Below are 20,820 nucleotides of genomic sequence, written 5' to 3'. Positions count from 1 at the left end.
CCATCAACGCCGAGAAACATCGCGCTGTCCCGACCAAGGATGAATGTTCACTCCCTGCACCACCCGATTGACCACGCCGGCAGCGTTCGGACGATCCGGAGTCAAACCCAAGGCTAGCGACTGTAACAGCGCGTAAGTCTGGCCGACCGCGATATGCGCCAAGGCGAGTTCCAAGTCGCTGGCATCGCGTAATCCGTCATAGATCACGTTGTCGCCCTCCGGCAGGCCGGCATGGCTGCCACTGAGCGCCAGGATAGCGCCGGCGCGGGCGTCACGCCGAAGTTCCGCAAGAAGTTCGAGATCGTAGGCACGGGTATAAGAATCATTCGAGAGCATGACGACCACCAACGTACGGTCGTTGATAATCGTCTTGGGGCCGTGTCGAAACCCGAGCGTCGAGTCGGCCAGCGCGACCACACGCCCATCCGTCAACTCGAGCAACTTCAAAGCCGCCTCAGACGCCAGCCCACGCAACTCATTGCTACCCAAATAGACGACGCGCTGAAACTCTCGCGCAACGAACCGTTGCACCACTGGCCAGGCCCGCTGCAGAACCGTACTCACTGAAGTGGCGAGCGCTGAGATCGCCTCTGGCCGCACGGCTCCGAACGCTAAGGCCGCAGTCAGCAACATCGAGGTAAAGCTGGACGTCATCGCAAAACCGCGATCATGCGTTACCTCAGGCAGAACAATGGTGTGTGCGCTGCCGAGATTTCTCGCACGCTTGGCAAGCTCGCCATCGACATTGCAAGTCACGATCAGGTGATGCACGTCAGCCAACGCGCGCTCGGCGAACTCCACCGCCGCAATACTCTCTGGACTATTCCCGGAACGCGCGAACGACACCAGCAACGTCGGCACATCGCTCTGAAAGCGCAGATGCGGTCCGCTGACCAGCTCGGTCGTCGCAATGGACTCGACGCGACGTTGCAACCGAGCCGACAGTGCCGGCAACAAACAATCGCCAATGAACGAAGACGTGCCCGCACCGCTCAGCACGATTCGCAAATCACTCCGAGCCAATAGCGGCTGCAAGAAAATATCGAGCTGCGCACGTTGCCCGGCCACCAGCTGTTCGACCTGCGGCCAAACGGACGGCTGCTGCGCAATCTCTCGCGCCGTCCATTCGGCGCCGCGGGCTTGCAGCTCTGCCTGCCCCACGCCGGGAAAATCAGTCGCCATTGACTCTTACTCCTGAGAACCGGGCACACCGCAGGCGCGCATGTAAGGGCGCAGCGCCGCGGCGATGCCTTCATTGAGCAGCTCATCCACGTGGGCCGACAAACGCCCGGCGCGCACGGCTTCGTATTGCTGAGGCATGAATTGGCTCAACAACGTCAGCGGCAGCGACACATTTCGCAGCCGGTCTAGTAGCGCTTCGTACGCCTGCTTCACCCTAGGATGCGGCCAGTAGTAACGAATGCGATCGCTAAGACTGAATTGCAGATCGAGCGACTCGCGTGCGGCGTCGTGATAGTAGTTGCGCCAGTGGCGTGGATCATTGCGCATCACTTCGATCGCAACGCTGCGCAAGTCTTCCTCACCAGCGGCGCCGGGCAGCTCATGAGCTATCGCCGCCAGCGCCCAAAGCGTTTCACGTAGCGCATAGGTCGCGCCCGGCCCCACTTTTAGAATCGCAAAGTGATCGCGCACCAGCGCCTGCAGGTTCGTGGCTGTTTGATAGTCGGTGGAATGGGCTTCGAAAATGAATTGCGAATCGCGAGCAATGAAGGCACTCAAGGCCTCAGCCTTGGTGGGTCGATAGTCGATGACCTTGTGATGATCGAACTCGACACCGGGCTGCACCACCAACGCGATGACTCGCGACCAGGCCGCCTCGAGCCCATGCTCCGCGAACGCATCCTGATGTGCGCGAATCGTCGCGCGGGCCGCGTCTGGACTGGTGACCTGCAACTCGCCGAGATCTTCAGTCGCGCCACCGGGCACCGGCACTTCGGTGCCAATGACATAGACCGGGGGCTCGCCACCCGCCTCATGCCACGCGTTTTCGGCAACCGCGCAGAGCCTTGCAGCTCGACGCGCGATCAGCGCTTCGGGCAGCGGCTCCGGATCACCAACGCAGGCCATGGAACAATCCAGATGAATCTTGCGGAAGCCAGCGACGACGTACTGGCGAATCATTTCAGCAGACTTGGCCAGCGCCACATCGGCAGGTTCCTTCTGCCAAGCATTCGGGCCTAGATGATCGCCGCCCAGCCACAGCCGTTCTTCACGAAACCCGACCCGGTTCGCGATATCGAACACGAAGCGACGGAAATCTGCAGGTGTCATGCCCGTGTAGCCGCCGAATTGATTCACTTGGTTCGACGTAGCCTCGACGAGCAGCGGCGCGTTGCACGCTCTCGCCTCACGCATGGCGCTTTCAATAACTCGTGGATGAGCCGAGCACAAGGAGTACACACCGGCCTGCTCGCCCCGTTTGTGTCGCGCCACGATGTCGAGCAACGTTTTCATCGCTGCGTCGACTCCTCGGGCTGCACTGCCAGCAGCAACGCGGCCGTCAACGCGAGCGCGATGCCTGCGATCTTGTACGGCCCCGGCATGGCACCCGCCAGCAACAGCGACAACAACGCAGTCAACAGTGGCGCACCGGCATTCACCAGCGGCGAAACGATGATGGCCTTGCCGTACCGGAACGCGAACACCAAGGTCAGCGCGCCAATCGCATTCAACAGTTGAATGACGGCCGCCAACCCCGGACCGTCCAAGGAATAGTTGATGGGCTGCGAGAAATCCGTCATCGCAATGGCCAGCGGACTCAACAACAGGCCACTCAACATCATGTAAAAGAAAATGCTGGCGGCATCCATGCTGGCATTGGCGAGTTTGATCACATAAGCCTGTACGCCCCACGCGGCCAAGATCACGAGCGCCATGAAGAACCAGCTGCCGTAACCCGTCGGCTCACCATCGGCGCGGTAGTCGAACAGAGGCAACGACAATAGCGCCATCACGATGCCCACGATGCCGAGCCACCCGGTTCGCTCACGCAATAGAGCAAACGACAACAGAATGGTCAGCGCCGGCGACAAAGAGATGATGGGAAAGATCAGGTAAGGCGGGCCGACGCGTACCGCATGAAACAACAACAGTTGTCCGCCGGCGCCCAACAAGCCGATGCTCAGGCCCAGTAGCACCGAGCGCCGATCACGCAGCAGCGGCTGCCCGCTCCGACTCAGCACCACCAGCGCAGGCGGAATCATCGTCAGCGACCACACGACATAGTTGAGCGTCTCCGGCACGCCATTGGCGCTCGGCAGACCGGCGAATGCCCCCCACACTCCCCACAGAAGCAGTGTGCTCAACGCGTAGAGTAACCAGGCATTCATTGGGCGGACTCTGGCTCCGGCCCGTCGAGCGAAGAGCGACCGTTCACGCTGGTCGACAATTGACGAATCCGAAACACACGCGCTTCGTGACTCTGCACTTCAGCCGTGAATGGAATGTCGTAGGTGCCAAGACTCCGGTGACGCCACAAGTCGCGGACGGTGTAGCGATCCATCGGCACCTGCAAATCAGCGCGCGGGCTGAACGTCATGGTCGCCGTCGCGGCCCCTCGGTTCAGTAACAGCACCGCATGACTACCGTCTTCAAGCTCTTTCGCGAACACTTCGAGATCGCCGTCGTCGCGCACCTTCTGCGCTACATTGCCGGCAGGATCTTGATTGAGCGCCAGCACTTCTTTATTGGTCAGCGTCTCGAGCGAGTAAGCGTCGAGCTTGCGCACGTCTGCCCCGACCAGCAGCGGCGAGTTCACCATGGACCACAAGCTGAAATGAGTTCGATACTCGATGTTGGACGCGCCGGTACCGACCAGCTGCCCGCTCTTGCCATTGAGACCGACGATCAGCATGTCGTAGTCGTTCCAGTGCCCTGGCCCGGAGTACTTCTCCAGCCCGACGCCGCGATCCAATTGATCCAGCACGTCGAAATAATATTGTTCGCGATTGCCCGGATAGTTGAAGTCGTCCGAGATGTCCTGGCCGATGCGCCAGTGATTCACGCCGAGCGCCGCAGCCCATTCCCAGATGTCGCCCCAACCGCAATGACACGCGTGCAAAACGATGCCGCGCTTCTGCGCCATCAGCGAATTCGACATGGTGCGAAAGATTTTCTGCAGCTCGTCCTTGGGCGCGTCTCGATGCGAACAGCAGCTGTCGTACTTGAGATGGTCGACCCCCCAGCTCGCGAACATCTTGGCGTCTTCGGCTTCGTGACCTTCACTGCCCGTATAGCCGGCGCAAGTCGTTTGTCCCGGGCCGGAGTAGATGCCGAGCTTCATGCCCCGCTGGTGAGCGTAGTCGGCGAGGTAGCTGATGCCGCGTGGGAATTTCTTCGGATCAAACTCCAGCGGATGATCGCTGCGCTTACCCTTGTAGCGTTGCCAGCCGTCGTCGAGATTGACGTACACGTAGCCAGCGTCGCGCATGCCGTTCGAAACCATCGCGTCGATGCTCTCGATCACGAGTTGCTCATTGATGTCGTCGCCGAACTGGTTCCAGCTGCTCCAGCCCACCGGCGGTGTCTGTGCCAAACCGTTGCTCTTAGCCGCCGGCGCCGGCTGCGCCGCCGATATCGCAGTGGCAAATGCCACCAAGACGGCTGCGAACAGCCAGACAAGGCCAGTCGAGCGGCGACGTTGCAATTGATCGACCACGCAGGCTCCTTTCTTGGAATTTGGCCCAGGCTTAGAACTTGGCACTCGCGCCCAGCAGATACGACCGTCCCCAGGTCTCGAAGCCGGCCAGCATGTCGCGGCGGCCGCCGAGATAAGCGACGTAGTACTCATCCAACAAGTTGCGCCCTTCCAGCGAAACGCTCAAGCCGTCGGTGATCTTATAAGCCACCGACGCCGTCACCCAGGTGATGGGCTCGCCTTCTTGCGACAAGTCCGCCACCGAGTCGCTGACTTCGGTGTACTTGCCGCTGTAGTCGGCGGCGAGTTGCACATCCCAGCGATCGTTTTCGAACATGAGCGCCACCGAATAGGCGGACTCGGAAACATTCTCCAGCGGCCCGACATGCACGCCGCCGACGTAAGCCTTGGTGTCGGTATAGGTGTAGTTGGCTCGCACCCCGAAGCCGTTGTCGAAGAAGTGCTGGAGCCCGAGTTCCACACCCAGCACCTTGGCCTTGTCGCCATTGATCGGCCGGCTCACGTCGTACAACACCGGCGCCTCGCCAGCGCCACCGATGTTGCCGACCACGCCGATGTCGATGTTCTCCTGCAACTCGGAAGTGATGAAGCCGGTGATGTGTTTCCAGAACAGCGCACCGCTCAACACCGACTTGTCGGCGAAGTACCATTCGGCCGACAGGTCCGCCTGATCTGCTTCAACTGGCTTGAGATCCGCGTTGCCGTCGTAAATGACCAGGTAGGTGCGGTCGAGCGTATTGTCGATACGCGTGGGCGCGAGCTGATTCAATGAAGGGCGTGCCATGACTTTGGCCGCAGCCACTCGCAATAACAAATCCCTGCGCAGCCAGTAGCCCACATTGAAGGACGGCAGCAGCTTGCTGTAGCTGCCCTTCTGAGTCAGCGGCTCGGCTGCGCTATAAGTGATATCGGGGCTGGAGGTAGGCACCTCCGGCGTCGGATCGTCGACGAACACAATGCTATCAACCGCGGTCTTGGCCGTCGTATCGGTGGACACCCACCGCACACCGGCGCTGGCGAACCAGGCATCGCCCTTCAGATTGGCATTCAAGTAGAGCGCGACGGTGTCTTCCTCGACATCGTAAGACTGCACCGGATTGAACGCTGGCGCGGTCAACGACGCGTCGTAGACATCGCCCGTGGGGTCACCATGCTCGTCGAGGATGGGCTGACCATCGAGCGCGCGTAGCGCATTCAGGTAGGCGTTGGCATCGAACGATACGAAGCGCCGCGGATAACTGCCGCCAGCATTGCGCATGAAATTGGGCAAGGACACCGAGCGCACGACGTTGGCGCCAAGGCTCTGGAACGTCGTGTCGTACATGTTGCAGTACTGGCAGGAGCCGCCGTTGGTGTCGTTCTCAAAGGTGTTGCGCGTCTTTGCTCGCTCAGTGCCGGCGACACCGAACTGCAACGACTGCAACGCGCCGAACTGCAGCTGCAACTCACCGCCGATGGAAAGGCCGGTGACTTCGTCGGTCACATCCGTGCCCGACAAACCAATGTAATGCAAACCATAGTCGGCGTTGCCGAGGGCACCGTTCTGCAAAGCCGTGGCGAGATCGCGCCCGTCTTCCAACGTCACGCTGATGTTGGGCAAGCCACCGCTGTTCATGTCGACGCGGCCGGTGTGACTGCCACCGATGCCGGAAACCATCCAAGTGTCCTTGCCGCCCGAATCACGTTCGGCTTTGGATTGATAGGCATCGAACGTGAACTTCAAGCTATCGGTGCTCTGCCAAACCGCGTTCCAACCGAACTGCGTGGTATCGACGACGCGATGCTCGGTGATGGTGGAAATCTCGGGAATCAGCTCCGCAATGCTCATGCCTGTGACCCAATGGTCGCGGATGTTCACATCGCTCCAACGGTGCAGGCCGGCGTCTTCGTCCAGGATGGAGTCCTCGACGTAGTAGGACTGGTGATAACCGACCGTCGGCGCATCCAGTCGCGTGAACATGCCATCCACCGTCATTTGCAGACTGTCGTTGACCTGCCATTGCCACACGGCGGTGACACCGCTGCGCTTCTTGTCCTGAATACGAGTGCCGAAACTGGTGCAGCACAGCCCGAGCAAATCGCTTTCCGCCGCGGAGATTTCACCGTCGCCGTTGGCATCGAAGGCGCCCGGCGAATCGGGCGTGATATAGAACTCGTGCACGGCGTCCGAGCGCACCTCCGTATCCTGATACACAGCCGTGAGCATGATGCCCATACGATCTTCGGCGAAGGTGTCGCTGAATACGCCGCTGACTTTGTAGCCCGAGTTCTCGGAAAGATCGCTGTAGTCGCCTTCCACGGATAAAGACGTGCGCAGACCCGGCCGATCCAGCGGTCGCGCCGAGCTGAGATTGATGGCGCCGCCGATGCTGCCTTCCAGATTGACCGCAGTGGCCGACTTGAATACGTCCGCGCCGGAAATTACTTCGGACGGCAACACATCGAACGCAAACTCGCGACCGTCGCCATCGGTGGCGAGAATGCGATTATTCAATGTGACGATGCTGAACTCCGGCCCGAGGCCGCGCACGTTCACGTACTGCCCTTCACCGCCACGGGTTCGTTGCAGCGTGATGCCAGTGATGTGAGAAAGCGAGTCGGCGACGTTGTCGTCCGGGAAGCGACCGAGATCTTCGGCGACGATAGAATCCTGCACGACCGGCGCATCGCGTTTGCGACTGAGCGATTCGGCCAATGCGGCGCGCGTGCCGGTGACCACAATTTCTTCGAGCCGGTCGGAGTCGGATTCCTGACTCGCCTCTTGAGCCAGCGCCGAGGCGCCGAGCGTCAGACCGATGAGGGCTAAGGAGACGGCTTTATATGTGTAAGACATGGGCTCCACCGCATGCTTTTAAGGCCAGGCGGGGTCATCCTATGCGACGACTTTCGAAAGCACAAGAAACTTTCGTTTACTTTCGTTTGTCATTTCACCGCAAGAATAAATGGGTTATGCTTTCGTTCGTACCGTAAACGAAAGCCCAATCTCAAGCACCCATGGCCAGAACCAACTCACGCGCCGGCAGCAACGCATTGTCGATGGAAGAGCGCCGCCGTCGTATTCGCGGGCTCATCGAAGCGAATACCCAAGGCTCGGTGGCCGAGCTTGCCGAAAGCTTCAGCGTCTCCGCCGTCACCATTCGCACCGACTTATCGGCGTTGGAGCAAATGGGCGTGGTGGTTCGCACTCACGGCGGCGCGTTGCCTCGTGGCGATAGCGACGAGCTGCCCATCAACGTCAAACAAACATTGCATCGGTCGGAGAAGATTCGTATCGCCGCCGCCGCTGCCGAGCTGATTCGCGACGGCGAAACCGTGATTCTGGATTCAGGCACCACCACTGCCGAGATTGCGAAACAAATTCGGACGCTCAAGCTTGCGTCCATCAACGTGATTACCAATGCACTGAATATCGCGGTGCTGCTGGCGAACTCATCGCACGTGAACGTGATCATTCCAGGCGGCGTGTTACTCCAGAAATCGTTCTCGCTGTCCGGCCCTCAGGCCGAGCAAGCGCTGAGCACGCTGCATGCCGATCTATTGTTCTTGGGCGTCGACAGTTTGGATCCGCAGATCGGCTTGATGACACCGTATGTGCTGGAAGCCCAATTGAATGCGCAGATGATCCGCATCTCGCAGCGAGTGATCGCGGTCACGGATTCGTCGAAGTTGTTACGTCGGAATCTGTCGGTGATTGCGCCGGTGGATCAAATGGACATCTTGATTACCGACGACGCGGCCGATGCTGCCTGCATCGAAGCCATTCGCGCGCAAGGCGTCGACGTGCGCCTGGTTTAAAGGTCAGAACAACTGCGCGATGCCGAGAATGACCAGCACCGGAATCGCGATCAGCACCACGATCAACACCAGCAACAGCGCGAAGAACCCAGCGACGAACCAGCGACTGCCCCGCCGGCTGCCCATGGGATCGAGCTGATAGCGAGCCAGCAACGCCAGGTTGCGGGTGTTGGCCTTGAACGCGGCGTCGAACACATCGCCGGCCAGCGGCACCGCGCCGATCACGGTCTCGAGCATCACGTTACTCATCATCCTCAGCAGCACGCTGCGTGGCGCGCCCATGGCACGTGCCTCGTTGATGATGTAGGCCGAGATCAACGCACCGATGGCATCGCCGATGCCGGGCACCAGGCCGATGATGGCATCGATGCCGATACGCAGACCGCCGGGCAGTGGAATGGAGTTGTCCATCAACCAAGCCAGCGCCCGCAAGCGCTGGGTGCGCTCGGCCTGGTCGCGCTCTCGGGCGGTGATGAGGGTGCCACTGACGGTTTTCATGTGTCGAAGAACGCCTATGAAGGGAGCCGGTTCCGATTGAAACTGCCTGCGACCACGACGCAATCCAGCCGCTACACTATCGCGCCATGAAAATGCTCAAGCCGCTGTCGGTCTATCTATTGACCCTGCTCCTGGCCGGAGGTGCCATCGCCGCCCTGCTGCACTGGGGCAGCGCGTTGCCCAGTGCACATGTGCCACCGGAAGCTCAGGCGACTGCCCCTTGGGCCACACTGCTGGCCAACTTGGATCATCCGCTCAGCCATTTGTTCGTGCAGTTGCTGGTCATCATCGCGGCGGCCCGGCTGCTCGGCCAGGTGTTCACTGGCTTCGGCCTGCCGGCGGTGGTCGGTGAGATGACCGCCGGCATTCTGCTGGGACCGTCGTTGTTCGGCTGGGTCGCGCCCGCCGCTTTTGCGTTCGTGTTCCCCGTCGATTCGCTCGGCGCCTTGCGCTTGCTGAGCCAGATCGGCATCTGTCTGTTCATGTTTTCGGTGGGCATGGAACTGAATCTTTCGCACGCCCGAAACAAAGCACCGACGGCGGTTGCCGTCAGCCACGCCAGCATCGTAGTGCCGTTCGTGATGGGTGTGACGCTCGCGTATTTCCTGTTCGTCGACTACGCCGGCCCGGCCGCCTCGTTCGTCGGCTTTGCACTGTTCATGGGCATTTCCATGAGCATCACCGCGTTTCCAGTGCTGGCGCGAATTCTTCAGGAGCGCGGCCTGCTGCGAACTCCGCTGGGCACCACCGCCATCACCTGCGCGGCCGTGGACGATGTGACGGCGTGGAGCATTCTCGCGTTCGTGGTCGCAATCGTTCGATCCTCCAGCCTGTCCGGCGCAGCGCTGGCGTTGGCGCTGGTCGGCCTATTGATCGCCATCATGACGTTGGTGGTGCGACGTGCCCTGCCCCATTGGCTTGGCCAGAAGCGTTTGACCGAGGCTGAGCCTTCGAACAGCACCTTGGCGGTGATAGTTTGCATCGTGCTGGCTTCTGCACTGAGCACCGAGGTCATCGGCATTCATGCGCTGTTCGGCGCGTTCCTCGCCGGCACCGTGATGCCCAACGCCGAAGGCTTCCGTGAGCGCATTCGGGCGCGCGTGGAAAAATTCAGCTCGGTGTTGTTGCTGCCTTTGTTCTTCGCCTTCACCGGCCTGCGCACTCAAGTCGGCTTGCTCGATGACGCCAACAGCTTTCTGCTGTGCTTGCTGATCATCGCGGTCGCCACCGCTGGCAAGCTCGGCGCGAGCGCTATTGCAGCCCGCATCACCGGCATGAAGTGGAACGAATCGTTGCAGCTCGGCGCGCTGATGAATACCCGCGGCCTGATGGAACTGATCGCGCTGAATATCGGCTACGACTTGGGAATTCTGTCGCCGGCCATCTTCACCATGCTGGTCATCATGGCGCTGGTCACTACGTTCATGACCGGACCGCTGCTGACCCTGTTCCGGCGCAAGGCCGAGCCAGCTCCCGCGGGCGGCAGCTACTCAGCCCAGTAAGTCATCGTCAGGCCGCCGCGGCGTCGTCTTTCTTCTCGGGCGGATTCGGCGCCAGCGACAAGGTTTCGGCCACCGGCTGACGGCCGTTGAGCTTGATGTTCAAGCGCAGCTCGTTGGCCGAGTCGGCGTTACGAATGGCTTCGTCGAACGAAATCACGCCTTCGTTGTAAAGCTCGAACAACGATGCATCGAAGGTGCGCATGCCCAGTTCCTGGGACTTGCCCATGATGGCCTTGATCTCGTGGAATTCGCCCTTCAGCAACTTGTCCGAGATGATGGGCGTGTTCAGCAGAATTTCCACCGCCGCGCGCCGGCCTTTGCCATCCGCCGTCCGCACCAGGCGCTGCGAAATGATCGCGCGCAGATTGCTGGAAAGATCCATCAACAATTGTTTGCGACGCTCTTCGGAAAAGAAATTGATGATCCGATCCAGGGTTTGATTGGCGCTGTTGGAATGCAGCGTACCCAAGCACAGATGCCCGGTCTCGGCGAAGGTGATGGCGTGTTCCATGGTTTCGGTGTCGCGGATTTCGCCGATCAGAATCACGTCCGGCGCCTGTCGCAACGTGTTCTTGAGCGCGTTGTGCCACGAGTGCGTGTCGATGCCCACTTCGCGATGCGTGATCAAGGATTGCCGAGACTGGTGCACGAACTCCACCGGATCTTCCACGGTGACGATGTGACCCGCCGAAGTGCGATTGCGATGATCGATCATCGCCGCCAGCGACGTGGACTTACCCGAGCCGGTCGCGCCCACCACCAACACCAAGCCGCGCTTGGTCATGATGACTTCTTTCAACGTCTCGGGCAGCCCGAGCTTGGCCATGTCGGGAATGTCGTTGGCGATGGTTCGAATCACCATGCCGACGTGCTGCTGCTGTACGAATACGTTGACGCGGAAGCGCGCCACGTTGGGCACGGAGATGGCGAAATTGCATTCCAGGTCGCGCTTGAATTCTTCGCGCTGCCGCTCGTTCATCAGCGACTCGGCCAACGCCCGCGTCACCTCGCCGGTGAGCTTCTGGTTGGTCATGGGCTTCATCGCGCCCTGCAACTTCATGGCGGGCGGAAAGTCCTTGGAAACGAACAAATCCGAGCCGCCCGCCTGGCTCATGGCCGTCAATAGCTTGACGATATAGGTCTTGGCTTGGTCTTCGGTCAACGCGCCCATCGATCACCCGGCAGTGGTCGCAAAGCGTTTGATGCTAGCCAAGTCGCCGGCAAAAAAATGACGGGTGGTTCTCGTTATGTAGCGCGGAGAACCACCCTCACAGCGGATTTAGGACGGTTTGAGACCGCCGCGACGACGCGTCAGCGCACCCAGCAAGCCCCAGTTCTGCAACGACTGTAGATGGAAATGCAGCAGCGGCAGCCAGCCCTTCTTGTGCAGATCCAGCACCTGCTCGTCGGTCAGAGCACGGGCACGCTCGGTGTTCAACAATCTGAAACCGCGCAGCGTGAACGTCTGACCGCCGCCCAGATCGGCACGAGCCGTGCGATCTTCGAGCATGTTGTTCTGATCCAGCCACTCGCCGAAGCGTCGCGTATCCATGTAGTGCTGCTGGAACGTTTCGTTGAACTGCATCGCGCGTTGCAGAGCTTCGGTGGGCTTGCCGTCGGCGGCAAACAGCGGCTGCGCCGAGTTGGCGTCGTAGTTGTCCGCGGACTCATCGATACACAGCACCAGGTTCTGCGACTCCGGCACCTCGGAGAAAATAAACGGATAACGTCGCACGTACGCGGGAATGTACGAGTCTTCGCGCCAGGTGCCCGACGCATCGACGAACAGATTCTCATGATCGCGCAAGCCCACGACTGCGAACGGCACAGTCGGCGCCGACGCCGAGAACACGATGGGATAGGTGCGCGCCGCGTGTGGCATTTCGGATGCCGTCAGCGGCAACGCATTGGTATTGGCAGCAAAGTTGAAGCCGCTCTGCGGTTTCAAGCCGGCCGCAGCGTGGCGCGCTGGCTCCAGCGGCTGCGGGTTCTTATAAAACATCGGCAAAGCCGGTTCAGCGGCGGGCGTAGCAGCGGCGTCAGTCATGAGCTTTCCAGTTCAGTGAAGGCGCGCGATTTTGTCACCGCTACTAAGCGGGCGGCAACGCTGAATTGGAACTGTGGGGCGCGTCACGTTGCAAAGGGAGTTGCAAAGCGTCGCGGACTGGATCATCTTATGGCCAAGAATGATAGCGGTATCAGTAGGGGAACCTCGTGTCGTACAGGGCGGAACGACAACAGCAGCACCGCAAATTGACAGCGATGTCAGAGGCATCTGACCGCTCGGCTCCGTTTATGGGGCCAGCCCACCGATTCGATATTTCCATGCCGGCCGACGCGCTCGCCCGGCCGCTTTATCCGTCGTCGCAGCGTCGCTCCGGTCCCTAGCAGCCACTGGGAGCCGAGACATGCGTATGACTTTTCAGTGGTGATGGTAGCGGTATCTGCACCCTCGCCCGCCACAGACAGCTTGGAGCAACTACGCAGTGAATTGATCGTTCGGTAAATCAGGGGGATTCACGATGATGAGACACAACAGGCTCGCGGTAGCTATTGCCGCGGCGTTGGCCTCCGTTACGCCACTGCAAGGCGTACACGCGCAGGCCGCCGCCGAGCAAACCGCCACCACACCCGGGACGGGTGAACTCGAAGAAGTGGTCGTCACTGGTCTCAGGGCCAGCTTGGAAACATCGATGGACGTGAAGCGCGACGCGGTCGGCGTGGTCGACGCGATCAGCGCCGAGGACATCGGTAAATTTCCGGACGCCAATCTTTCCGAATCGTTACAACGTATCACCGGCATTTCCATCGACCGTCGCAACGGCGAAGGTGCGTTGGTCACGGCTCGCGGCTTCGGCGCTCAATACAACATGGTGACGTTGAACGGACGCACCATGCCCGCGGCTGACGCCTACGCCGGCGGCGGCTCGGGTGACGGCGGCATCGCCGGACAATCGCGCGCTTTCAACTTCGCCAACCTGGCGAGCGAAAGCATCAGCGCCATCGAGGTATACAAGACCGGCCGCGCCGACATCGCCACCGGCGGCATCGGCGCCACGTTGAACGTCAGAACCGCCCGCCCCTTCGACAACGACGAACCAGTGATGACAGTCGGCGTCAAAGCGGTCAACGACACCACCAATCGCACCGGCGACGATGTCACGCCGGAAGTGTCGGGCATCTTCAGCTTTGCCAACGACGATAAGACTTGGGGCGTCGGCCTGTCCGCGAGCTATCAGAAGCGCGACAGCGGCTCCTCCAGCTCCACCGTCAACGACTGGAACATCCGCACTTGGGATCCGGCCAATCAAACGACTCAGTTCGCGCCGGGCGCCACCATCGTCAATGCACCGGCGGTGGGCTCGTTGTATGCAATCCCGAACGACATTCGCTATCACTTCTCCGATCGCGAACGTGAGCGCACCAACGCCCAGCTGACCGTGCAATTCGCACCGACCGACACGCTGACGCTGACCGCTGATTACACCTACGCGGAAATGGATCTCATCGAGAATCGCGGCGACCAAACGCTGTGGATGAACGCGAACCGCTATAGATACGTGGAGTTCGACACCGGCCGCTCGGTCGCCACGCCGCTGGTGCTGCAGGAGGACGAAGGCACTGCCAAGGACTTCGGCTTCGAGCAACAGCATCGCGAACAAACCAACGAGCTCAAGTCGATTGGGTTCAACGCCGAATGGCATGTCACCGACAAATTCTCGCTGGGCCTGGACGTGCACGACTCCAAGATGGAAAGCTTGCCCAGCGATCCGGTCACCGGCGGCGGCGAAACGCTGTTCAGCTTTGCGGCGCGCGTGCCGAGCACGTGCGTGCCAGTCAACAGCACCAACTGCAGTAATCGTTTCGTACAAACGTTCTTCTTCAACGACGGGTTGCCGCGAGCCACGCGCACGCTGTACGCCGATCCAACCACCACCGCTCCGAGCACAGGCGGCGATGCGAACTTCGCCTTTACGCCCGATCATTTGGGTAGCCAGTACCTGCGCATCAACTATCAAGAACAGACCAGCGACATCACGCAGGCGCGCATCAACGGCAATCTGAAATTCGACAACGGCAGTCGAGTGCAATTCGGTGTCGAAACGCGTGCCATGGAATCGCATCAGCGCGCGTCGAATGCGCAAATGACCTTGGGCGACTGGGGTGTCGCGCGCCCGGGCGAGTTGCCGCGAGAGCTGTTGCAACCGTTCAGCATCGTCGGCCAGTTCAACGACTTCAGCACCGCCGGCGTGCCGCTGTCCGGCTGGAAAGGCAATGCGAACGCGCTGGCGCAGTGGGCGGTGAATCGTTACGGCGTGTGGCGTGACGCCAGCCAGGCCAACGGCACGTTGTCGTATAACCCGGCCTTCGACCAAGACCACACCATCTCCGAAGACACGGCGGCCGCGTACGTTCAGTACGGCATCAGCGGCGACTTGTTCGATCGGCGCGCCAACTTCCTGGTCGGTGTGCGTTATGAGAAGACCGACGTGGAAGCCGTCTCGAACCTGATCATTCCTCGCGGTTTGATCTGGCAAGACAACAACGACTTCTCTGAGTGGCAAGGTCTGAGCATGACGGCGCTGAAGGAAAAGGCCGATTACGATCACGTGCTGCCCAACCTCGACTTCGACATCGAAGTGGTGGACAACGTCAAAGCGCGCTTCTCTTACAGTAAGACCATCGCTCGCGCGCAATACAACCAACTGCGCTCGGCGGTGGACGTCGGTGGCTCGCAAGGCTCGACCATCAATGGCTTCCGGCCCACGGCGACGGCTTCCAACACTCAATTGGAGCCGCTGGAGTCGGACAACATCGACCTGTCGGTGGAATGGTATCTGGGCGATGCCAGCTACATTTCGGCTGGGTTCTTCCACAAGAAAGTGGCCAACTTCATCGGCCAGGAAGTGACCACGCAAGGCCTGTTCGGCATCACCGACCAAACGTCCGGGCCACGCGCTCAAGCGGCACGGGCCGAGTTGCTGGCTCGAAACTTCACCACGGACGACACCAACTTGTTCGTGATGATGGCGATGATGGAAAACACCGGCACCTTCACCGATGCCAACGGCACGTCCTGGACCGGCGGTGCCGCCAACTTCACCGGTACTGAAGCCCAACATCTGGCGTTCGCCACGCGCTACGACTTGTACCCGACCGCGGCCGATCCGGAATATCAGTTCAATGTGACCCGGCCGGTCAATAACAAGGACGCCAAGATCCATGGCTGGGAACTCGGTGGCCAACACTTCTTCGGCCAGAGCGGCTTCGGCATCCAAGCCAACTACACCATCGTCAAAGGCGATGTGAGCTTCAACGATGCCGGCAATCCCAACATCAATCAGTTCGCCCTGCTCGGCCTGAGCGACTCGGCCAATCTGATCTTGATGTATGAGGACTATGGCTTCTCGGTGCGCCTGGCCTACAACTGGCGCGATGAGTTCCTGCAAAACACCAACCGCGGCAACTTCCGTAATCCCGAGTACGTGGAGGAGTACTACCAGATCGACTTGAGCGTCGGTTACCAGGTGAACGAGAACCTGTCGCTGTCACTGGAGGGCCTGAACCTCACCGAACAGGATGTCCGCTGGCACGGCCGCTCGGTCAATCAACCCTGGTATGTGGAAGACCAGGGGGCGCGCTATAGCTTGGGAGCGCGTTACAAATTCTGACCACGACCTCGGCTACAAGGATGTTGGGTACAAGGATGTACTCCGTCCCCGCGGGGACGAGCAGACAGCAAAAGTCACGCCTTTTGCTGTCTGCCCGAGGGTCGTGGCAGGATGCCCGATCGCGAGGGAAAAATATGCCTAGGCATGTCATGCTCAATAACGTCGCCCACAAGGATTTGCGGGTCATCGCACGCTACGGTGCGCAGTTCGGCGACAACGTCGGCACCGTGCTCACCTTCCCCACCGAGTACGGCGACGTCCAGCGCGAGTACCCGATTTTCTTTCGCAAGGACGCGCACAGCGGCGAGTTTCAATCCGTCGCCCTGCTCGGCTTTCAAGCCGATGAGAATTTGTTCCTCGACGAGCACGGCTGGCAGGCAGCCTATGTCCCAGGCATCGTCGCGCGCGGCCCGTTCCTGATCGGTTTTCAGAACCAAGAATTGGATGGCGAGTCGCGCAAGGCGCCGGTCATCCACATCGATCTGGACAATCCTCGTGTCAGTAGCACCGAGGGCGAGCCGGTGTTCCTGCCTCAAGGCGGCAACACTCGTTACCTCGACCGCATCGGCGCCATCCTGCAGGGCATCCACCAGGGCTTGGCCGTCAGCAAGGCCATGTTTGAAGCATTCCACGCCTACGACTTGATCGAACCGGTGAACGTCGAGATCAAGTTCAACGAGGAAGAACAATTCAACCTGCGCGGGCTGTACACCATCAGCGAGGACAAACTCCGCAAGCTGGACGGCGACGCCTTGTTCAAATTGAACAACGCCGGCTTCCTGCAAGGCGCCTTCCTGGTGATCGCCTCGCTCAACAACGTCAAGAAGCTGATCGACATGAAACATCGGCGGCGCCGAGATGGCGTGCGGGTGGCAGCAACGTCATGACCGGCATCACTCAACAAACTCGCGAGCTGCACGGCTATACGGTCGAGACGTTACCACTGCCGGAACTGCTGGCTAGCGACGAGCCCATCGTGCTCAAAGGCCTGGTCTCGCAGTGGCCGCTCGTGCAGGCAGGCTTGCGCTCGCACCACGAGGCCATGAGTTATCTGCGCTCGTTCTACAACGGCAAGACGGTCGGCACCTCGCGCGGCGATCCGCAGATCAAAGGCCGCCTGTTCTATAACGAGGACTACACGCAGCTGAATTTCCTCAGCCAGCGTGCGCCGCTGGATCACGTGTTGATGGATATCGAAAAGCATCTCGAGGACGATCGGCCACCGACCAACTACATCGCCTCCACCACCATCGATGCCTGTCTGCCCGGCTTCCGGCGTGACAACGATCTGCCGTTCGCGGCACATGAGATTGAGCCGCTCGCTAGCATCTGGATCGGTAATCGCACGATCGCATCCTGCCACTACGACGCGCCCAACAACCTCGCGTGCTGCGCTGTCGGGCGGCGACGCTTCACGATGTTTCCGCCGGAACAGATCGACAATCTGTATCCCGGTCCGCTGGAACCAACGCCCGGTGGGCAAGCCATCAGCCTGGTGGACTTTGCCAAGCCGGACTTCGAACGCTTTCCTCGCTTCAGACGCGCATTGGCTGCTGGTCAGCACGCTGAAGTGGAGCCTGGCGACGCGGTCTACATTCCAAGCTTGTGGTGGCATCACGTCGAAGCGCTGAGTCCGTTCAACACGCTGATCAACTATTGGTGGAGCTCGGCGCCGAAGTTCATTCCTTCGCCGATGAACACGCTGTATCACGCGCTTTGGGCGCTACGCGACCGGCCGGAGCGCGAGAAGCGCGCTTGGAAGCATGTTTTCGATTACTACGTGTTCGGCCCGGCGGAACGCGCGGGCGAGCACTTACCCGAACAAGCGCGTGGCCCACTCGGCCCTCTGGATGACAGCAGCGCGCGGCGCATTCGGGCCATGCTGCTCAACAATTTGAATCGCTGATATTCGACAACCTCGGAGCGACCATGACAGCGACGCCGGTGAGGAAAGTGGTTATCGCCGGTGGCGGCACGGCCGGTTGGGTGACGGCCGCCGCGCTGTCACATCAGCTGGGACAATTGCTCGACATCACGCTGGTCGAGTCCGAGGAGATCGGCACCATCGGCGTCGGCGAGTCGACCGTGCCACCGATTCGAGTCTTTCATCAGCTACTCGGCATCGACGAACAAGAGTTCATGCGCGCGGTGTCCGCGACCTTCAAGCTCGGCATCTGGTTCGAGAACTGGGGCCAGATCGGCGATCGCTACATCCATCCTTTTGGCCGGCACGGCAAGTCGACTTGGTTGTGTGAGTTTCATCATTTCTGGCTGCATGGTCTGCGCTCGGGATTGAACTCCGAGCTCGGCGAGTACTGCGTCGAGTGGCTCGCAGCCAAGCAAGGCCGGTTCGGTACCTCGCCGCAGTCCGATATCAACTATGCCTTTCATATCGACGCCTCGGCGTATGCCCGCTTCCTGCGACGCTTCGCTGAAGGCCACGGCGTGAAGCGCATCGAAGGCAAGATCAAATCCGTACGACAACATCCGACCACCGGCTTCGTCGAATCGCTGCAGCTGGATGGCGAGCGCGTGGTGCCCGGCGATCTGTTCATCGATTGCACCGGCTTTCGCGCGTTGCTCAGCGAACAGACGCTGCACACCGGCTTCGAAGATTGGTCGCACTGGCTACCTTGCGACAGTGCCGCCGCCGTGCAGACCGAGATCACCTCGCCGCCCAATCCTTACACCTGCGCCATCGCGCACGAGGCAGGTTGGCGGTGGTTGATTCCCTTGCAACATCGGATGGGGAACGGCTTCGTCTATTGCAGCCGATACATTTCCGATGAGGATGCCAAACAGAAGTTGATGCAGGCCGTGAGCGGCAATCCGGTGCGGCCGCCGTTTACGCTCAAGTTCAAACCGGGTCGGCGGTTGAAGACGTGGAACAAGAATGTGGTGGCGGTGGGACTGTCGAGTGGCTTCATCGAGCCGCTGGAGTCCACCAGCATTCACTTGATCATGACCGCGGCCACGCGACTGATGCAGATGTTTCCTTTCGATGGCATCCGGCCGGCGTTCGTCGATCAGTTCAACAAGGAGTCGCAGGCCGAGTTCGAGAAGGTGCGCGACTTCATCATCCTGCACTACCACACCACCGAGCGCGATGACTCGCCGTTCTGGCGCTATTGCCGAGGGATGGAGATTCCTGAGTCGCTGGCTCGGCGCATCGAGCTGTTCCAGGAAGGCGGCCATGCCTATCAAGCCGACGGTGAGCTATTCCGGGTGGACTCCTGGATCCAGGTGCTGCTCGGCCAGGGCGTCGTGCCCAAGCACTATCACCCGCTGCCTCGGGGCATGCAGGACCAGGAGTTAGCGCGTGTTCTGCACGGGTTGAAGGCGGGCGTGGCGCAGAGTGTGGCGAGGCTGCCGAAGCACCAGGAGTTCATTAATAGCTACTGCCGGATGGAGGCGTAACGCTGCGCTCGGGGTTGTCGCACTCGCACCGATCGGCATGAGATAGGGCTCTCGGGATCAGGCAACGCCAAGGTGTGAAGCGCAGGCTCGGCATCACTTGCTCGCTTGGTGCAGAATAGCGGCCCTTCTATGCAGCCGTTGTTTACCTATGCCTGCCAAATCGCCTGCTAAGCCGTCCGCCAAGTCGCCTGCCAATTCGTCGGCCAAGCCAGCAGCTGCGGCGATTTCCAAGCCTGCTGCCAAGGCGAAGACTGTTGCGGCCAAGACCAAGGGCCCGGCTCCCGTAGCGGCCAAGAGTGGCGCCGCTCGGCCGGCGGCCGAGCGCAACGCTGCGCCGACCAAGGTCGTGAAGCTGGGTAAGCGGCTCGAGGCCGTGGCTCGGGAGATCAAGGACGCCGACGAGTTCGTCGAGCACGTTGCTGGTCTCGCCAAGCGTTACCGTCGTGAGCATGCCCTGCGGGCTGGCGACGCCCAGGCCGAGCTGCGGCAGTCGCTGCGGACGTTCCACAAGCACGCCAGCGCGCTGGCTGAGTGGCTGAACCTCGCTAACGGTGGCAAGGCGACCGCCATCGAACGAAAGGCGTTCGATGCAGTGGGCACCAAGTTGTTCGGGTCGCCGGTCCTGGCTCGTCCTCAGAGCACACAGACGCTCGATTGGCTGACTCGCGCGAGTCAGGCAGCCGACGAAACCGTCACGGAAATGAAGCAAGGCGGCGTTGAAGATGCGCTGAGGATTGCCGCTGAAGGTCTGCGCGCGACCTTCGAACATCATAAGTTGAAACTCGCCGCCGGCAGCGACAAGAAGCCCGGTGACGCCGTTCGCCTGCTACTCGCCATTGCCCGCGACGCCGGCGAGACGATTGAGCCCGCCTCGGCAAGAGCAGCACTCAAAGATTCCAGCAGACCAGCCGCCGCGGCATAACGCCCGAAGATTGAGACGTCGCGACGGCCGCGCATGACTGGCAGCACGACGCCTACGTCGCGTCGTGGAAGATCACGCCTAGCGTATGGCGACGGCCGCCGCGAAGGCGGCTCACGCCGTGTCGCATGTTCACTCGGTAGATGCCGCGCGTGCCTTGTACCGGTCGGTGATGAACGGCAAACACAACGGCATCGCCCTGCTCTAGCGACACCACTTCCGCACGCGACTGCATGCGGGGTCGCTGTTCGGTGAGCACAAACTCGCCACCGGTAAAATCTCGTCCAGGCTGGGACAGCAGCACAGCGACCTGCAGCGGAAACACATGTTCGCCGTACA

Annotated in this window: 16 protein-coding genes; 7 read left to right on the top strand and 9 right to left on the bottom strand. The window is 60.7% G+C overall.

Annotated features, from left to right (window positions below):
• Positions 1 to 3 precede the first annotated feature (3 nt).
• Genes JNL55_RS32900 through JNL55_RS32880 form a run of 5 tightly spaced genes read right to left on the bottom strand, consistent with a single transcriptional unit; the run spans position 4 to position 7,511 of the window.
• Positions 4 to 1,182, bottom strand: coding sequence for an SIS domain-containing protein (locus JNL55_RS32900; RefSeq protein WP_293864745.1), 1,179 nt, complete (start codon positions 1,180 to 1,182; stop codon positions 4 to 6).
• Between the two features lie 6 nt (positions 1,183 to 1,188).
• Positions 1,189 to 2,475 carry a D-tagatose-bisphosphate aldolase, class II, non-catalytic subunit gene (locus JNL55_RS32895; protein WP_293864742.1) on the bottom strand — a complete coding sequence of 429 codons (1,287 nt, stop codon included), beginning with the start codon at positions 2,473 to 2,475 and terminating at the stop codon, positions 1,189 to 1,191.
• Positions 2,472 to 3,350: an EamA family transporter gene (locus tag JNL55_RS32890; protein WP_293864739.1), complete on the bottom strand. Its 879-nt coding sequence runs from the start codon at positions 3,348 to 3,350 to the stop codon at positions 2,472 to 2,474. Before JNL55_RS32890 ends, JNL55_RS32895 begins: the two co-directional genes overlap by 4 nt.
• A complete protein-coding gene (locus JNL55_RS32885) occupies positions 3,347 to 4,678 on the bottom strand; it encodes a glycoside hydrolase family 27 protein (RefSeq protein WP_293864736.1) in 1,332 nt (443 codons plus the stop codon). Before JNL55_RS32885 ends, JNL55_RS32890 begins: the two co-directional genes overlap by 4 nt.
• 31 nt (positions 4,679 to 4,709) lie before the next feature.
• Positions 4,710 to 7,511, bottom strand: coding sequence for a TonB-dependent receptor (locus JNL55_RS32880; RefSeq protein WP_293864733.1), 2,802 nt, complete (start codon positions 7,509 to 7,511; stop codon positions 4,710 to 4,712).
• 161 nt (positions 7,512 to 7,672) lie between these two features.
• Here JNL55_RS32880 and JNL55_RS32875 point away from each other — a divergent pair, with 161 nt between their 5' ends.
• On the top strand, positions 7,673 to 8,473 hold the full coding sequence (locus JNL55_RS32875) for a DeoR/GlpR family DNA-binding transcription regulator (protein ID WP_293864731.1): 801 nt from the start codon (positions 7,673 to 7,675) through the stop codon (positions 8,471 to 8,473).
• Between the two features lie 3 nt (positions 8,474 to 8,476).
• On the opposite strand, the gene JNL55_RS32870 is transcribed toward JNL55_RS32875, so the two are convergent.
• A complete protein-coding gene (locus tag JNL55_RS32870; protein ID WP_293864728.1) occupies positions 8,477 to 8,971 on the bottom strand; it encodes a DUF4112 domain-containing protein in 495 nt (164 codons plus the stop codon).
• 86 nt (positions 8,972 to 9,057) lie between these two features.
• Here JNL55_RS32870 and JNL55_RS32865 point away from each other — a divergent pair, with 86 nt between their 5' ends.
• Complete coding sequence (locus JNL55_RS32865) at positions 9,058 to 10,473, top strand: cation:proton antiporter (protein WP_293864725.1); 1,416 nt, start codon at positions 9,058 to 9,060, stop codon at positions 10,471 to 10,473.
• Positions 10,474 to 10,480: 7 nt separating this feature from the next.
• Here the strand turns inward: JNL55_RS32865 and JNL55_RS32860 are convergent, their stop codons facing one another.
• Positions 10,481 to 11,587, bottom strand: coding sequence for a PilT/PilU family type 4a pilus ATPase (locus JNL55_RS32860; RefSeq protein WP_415923209.1), 1,107 nt, complete (start codon positions 11,585 to 11,587; stop codon positions 10,481 to 10,483).
• Between the two features lie 165 nt (positions 11,588 to 11,752).
• A complete protein-coding gene (locus JNL55_RS32855; protein WP_293864719.1) occupies positions 11,753 to 12,520 on the bottom strand; it encodes a SapC family protein in 768 nt (255 codons plus the stop codon).
• Between the two features lie 475 nt (positions 12,521 to 12,995).
• Between JNL55_RS32855 and JNL55_RS32850 the strand changes: the two genes are divergently transcribed.
• From JNL55_RS32850 to JNL55_RS32830, 5 genes are all read left to right on the top strand, one after another.
• Entirely contained in the window at positions 12,996 to 16,145 is a 3,150-nt protein-coding gene (locus tag JNL55_RS32850; RefSeq protein WP_293864716.1) for a TonB-dependent receptor, read from the top strand.
• Positions 16,146 to 16,294: 149 nt separating this feature from the next.
• A complete protein-coding gene (locus JNL55_RS32845; RefSeq protein WP_293864713.1) occupies positions 16,295 to 17,032 on the top strand; it encodes a SapC family protein in 738 nt (245 codons plus the stop codon).
• Positions 17,029 to 18,051: a cupin-like domain-containing protein gene (locus tag JNL55_RS32840; protein ID WP_293864710.1), complete on the top strand. Its 1,023-nt coding sequence runs from the start codon at positions 17,029 to 17,031 to the stop codon at positions 18,049 to 18,051. The genes JNL55_RS32845 and JNL55_RS32840 overlap by 4 nt, the downstream gene beginning before the upstream one ends.
• Positions 18,052 to 18,074: 23 nt before the next feature.
• Positions 18,075 to 19,562, top strand: coding sequence for a tryptophan halogenase family protein (locus tag JNL55_RS32835; protein ID WP_293864707.1), 1,488 nt, complete (start codon positions 18,075 to 18,077; stop codon positions 19,560 to 19,562).
• Positions 19,563 to 19,710: 148 nt separating this feature from the next.
• Positions 19,711 to 20,484: a hypothetical protein gene (locus JNL55_RS32830; RefSeq protein ID WP_293864704.1), complete on the top strand. Its 774-nt coding sequence runs from the start codon at positions 19,711 to 19,713 to the stop codon at positions 20,482 to 20,484.
• A gap of 52 nt (positions 20,485 to 20,536) precedes the next feature.
• Here the strand turns inward: JNL55_RS32830 and JNL55_RS32825 are convergent.
• A partial coding sequence (locus JNL55_RS32825) for a 2OG-Fe(II) oxygenase (RefSeq protein ID WP_293864701.1) occupies positions 20,537 to 20,820 on the bottom strand: 284 nt, incomplete at its 5' end.

Origin of the sequence: Steroidobacter sp. (assembly GCF_016790065.1) — a bacterium.
Classification (GTDB): domain Bacteria; phylum Pseudomonadota; class Gammaproteobacteria; order Steroidobacterales; family Steroidobacteraceae; genus Steroidobacter.
This window is presented reverse-complemented; position numbering and strand designations above follow the sequence as displayed.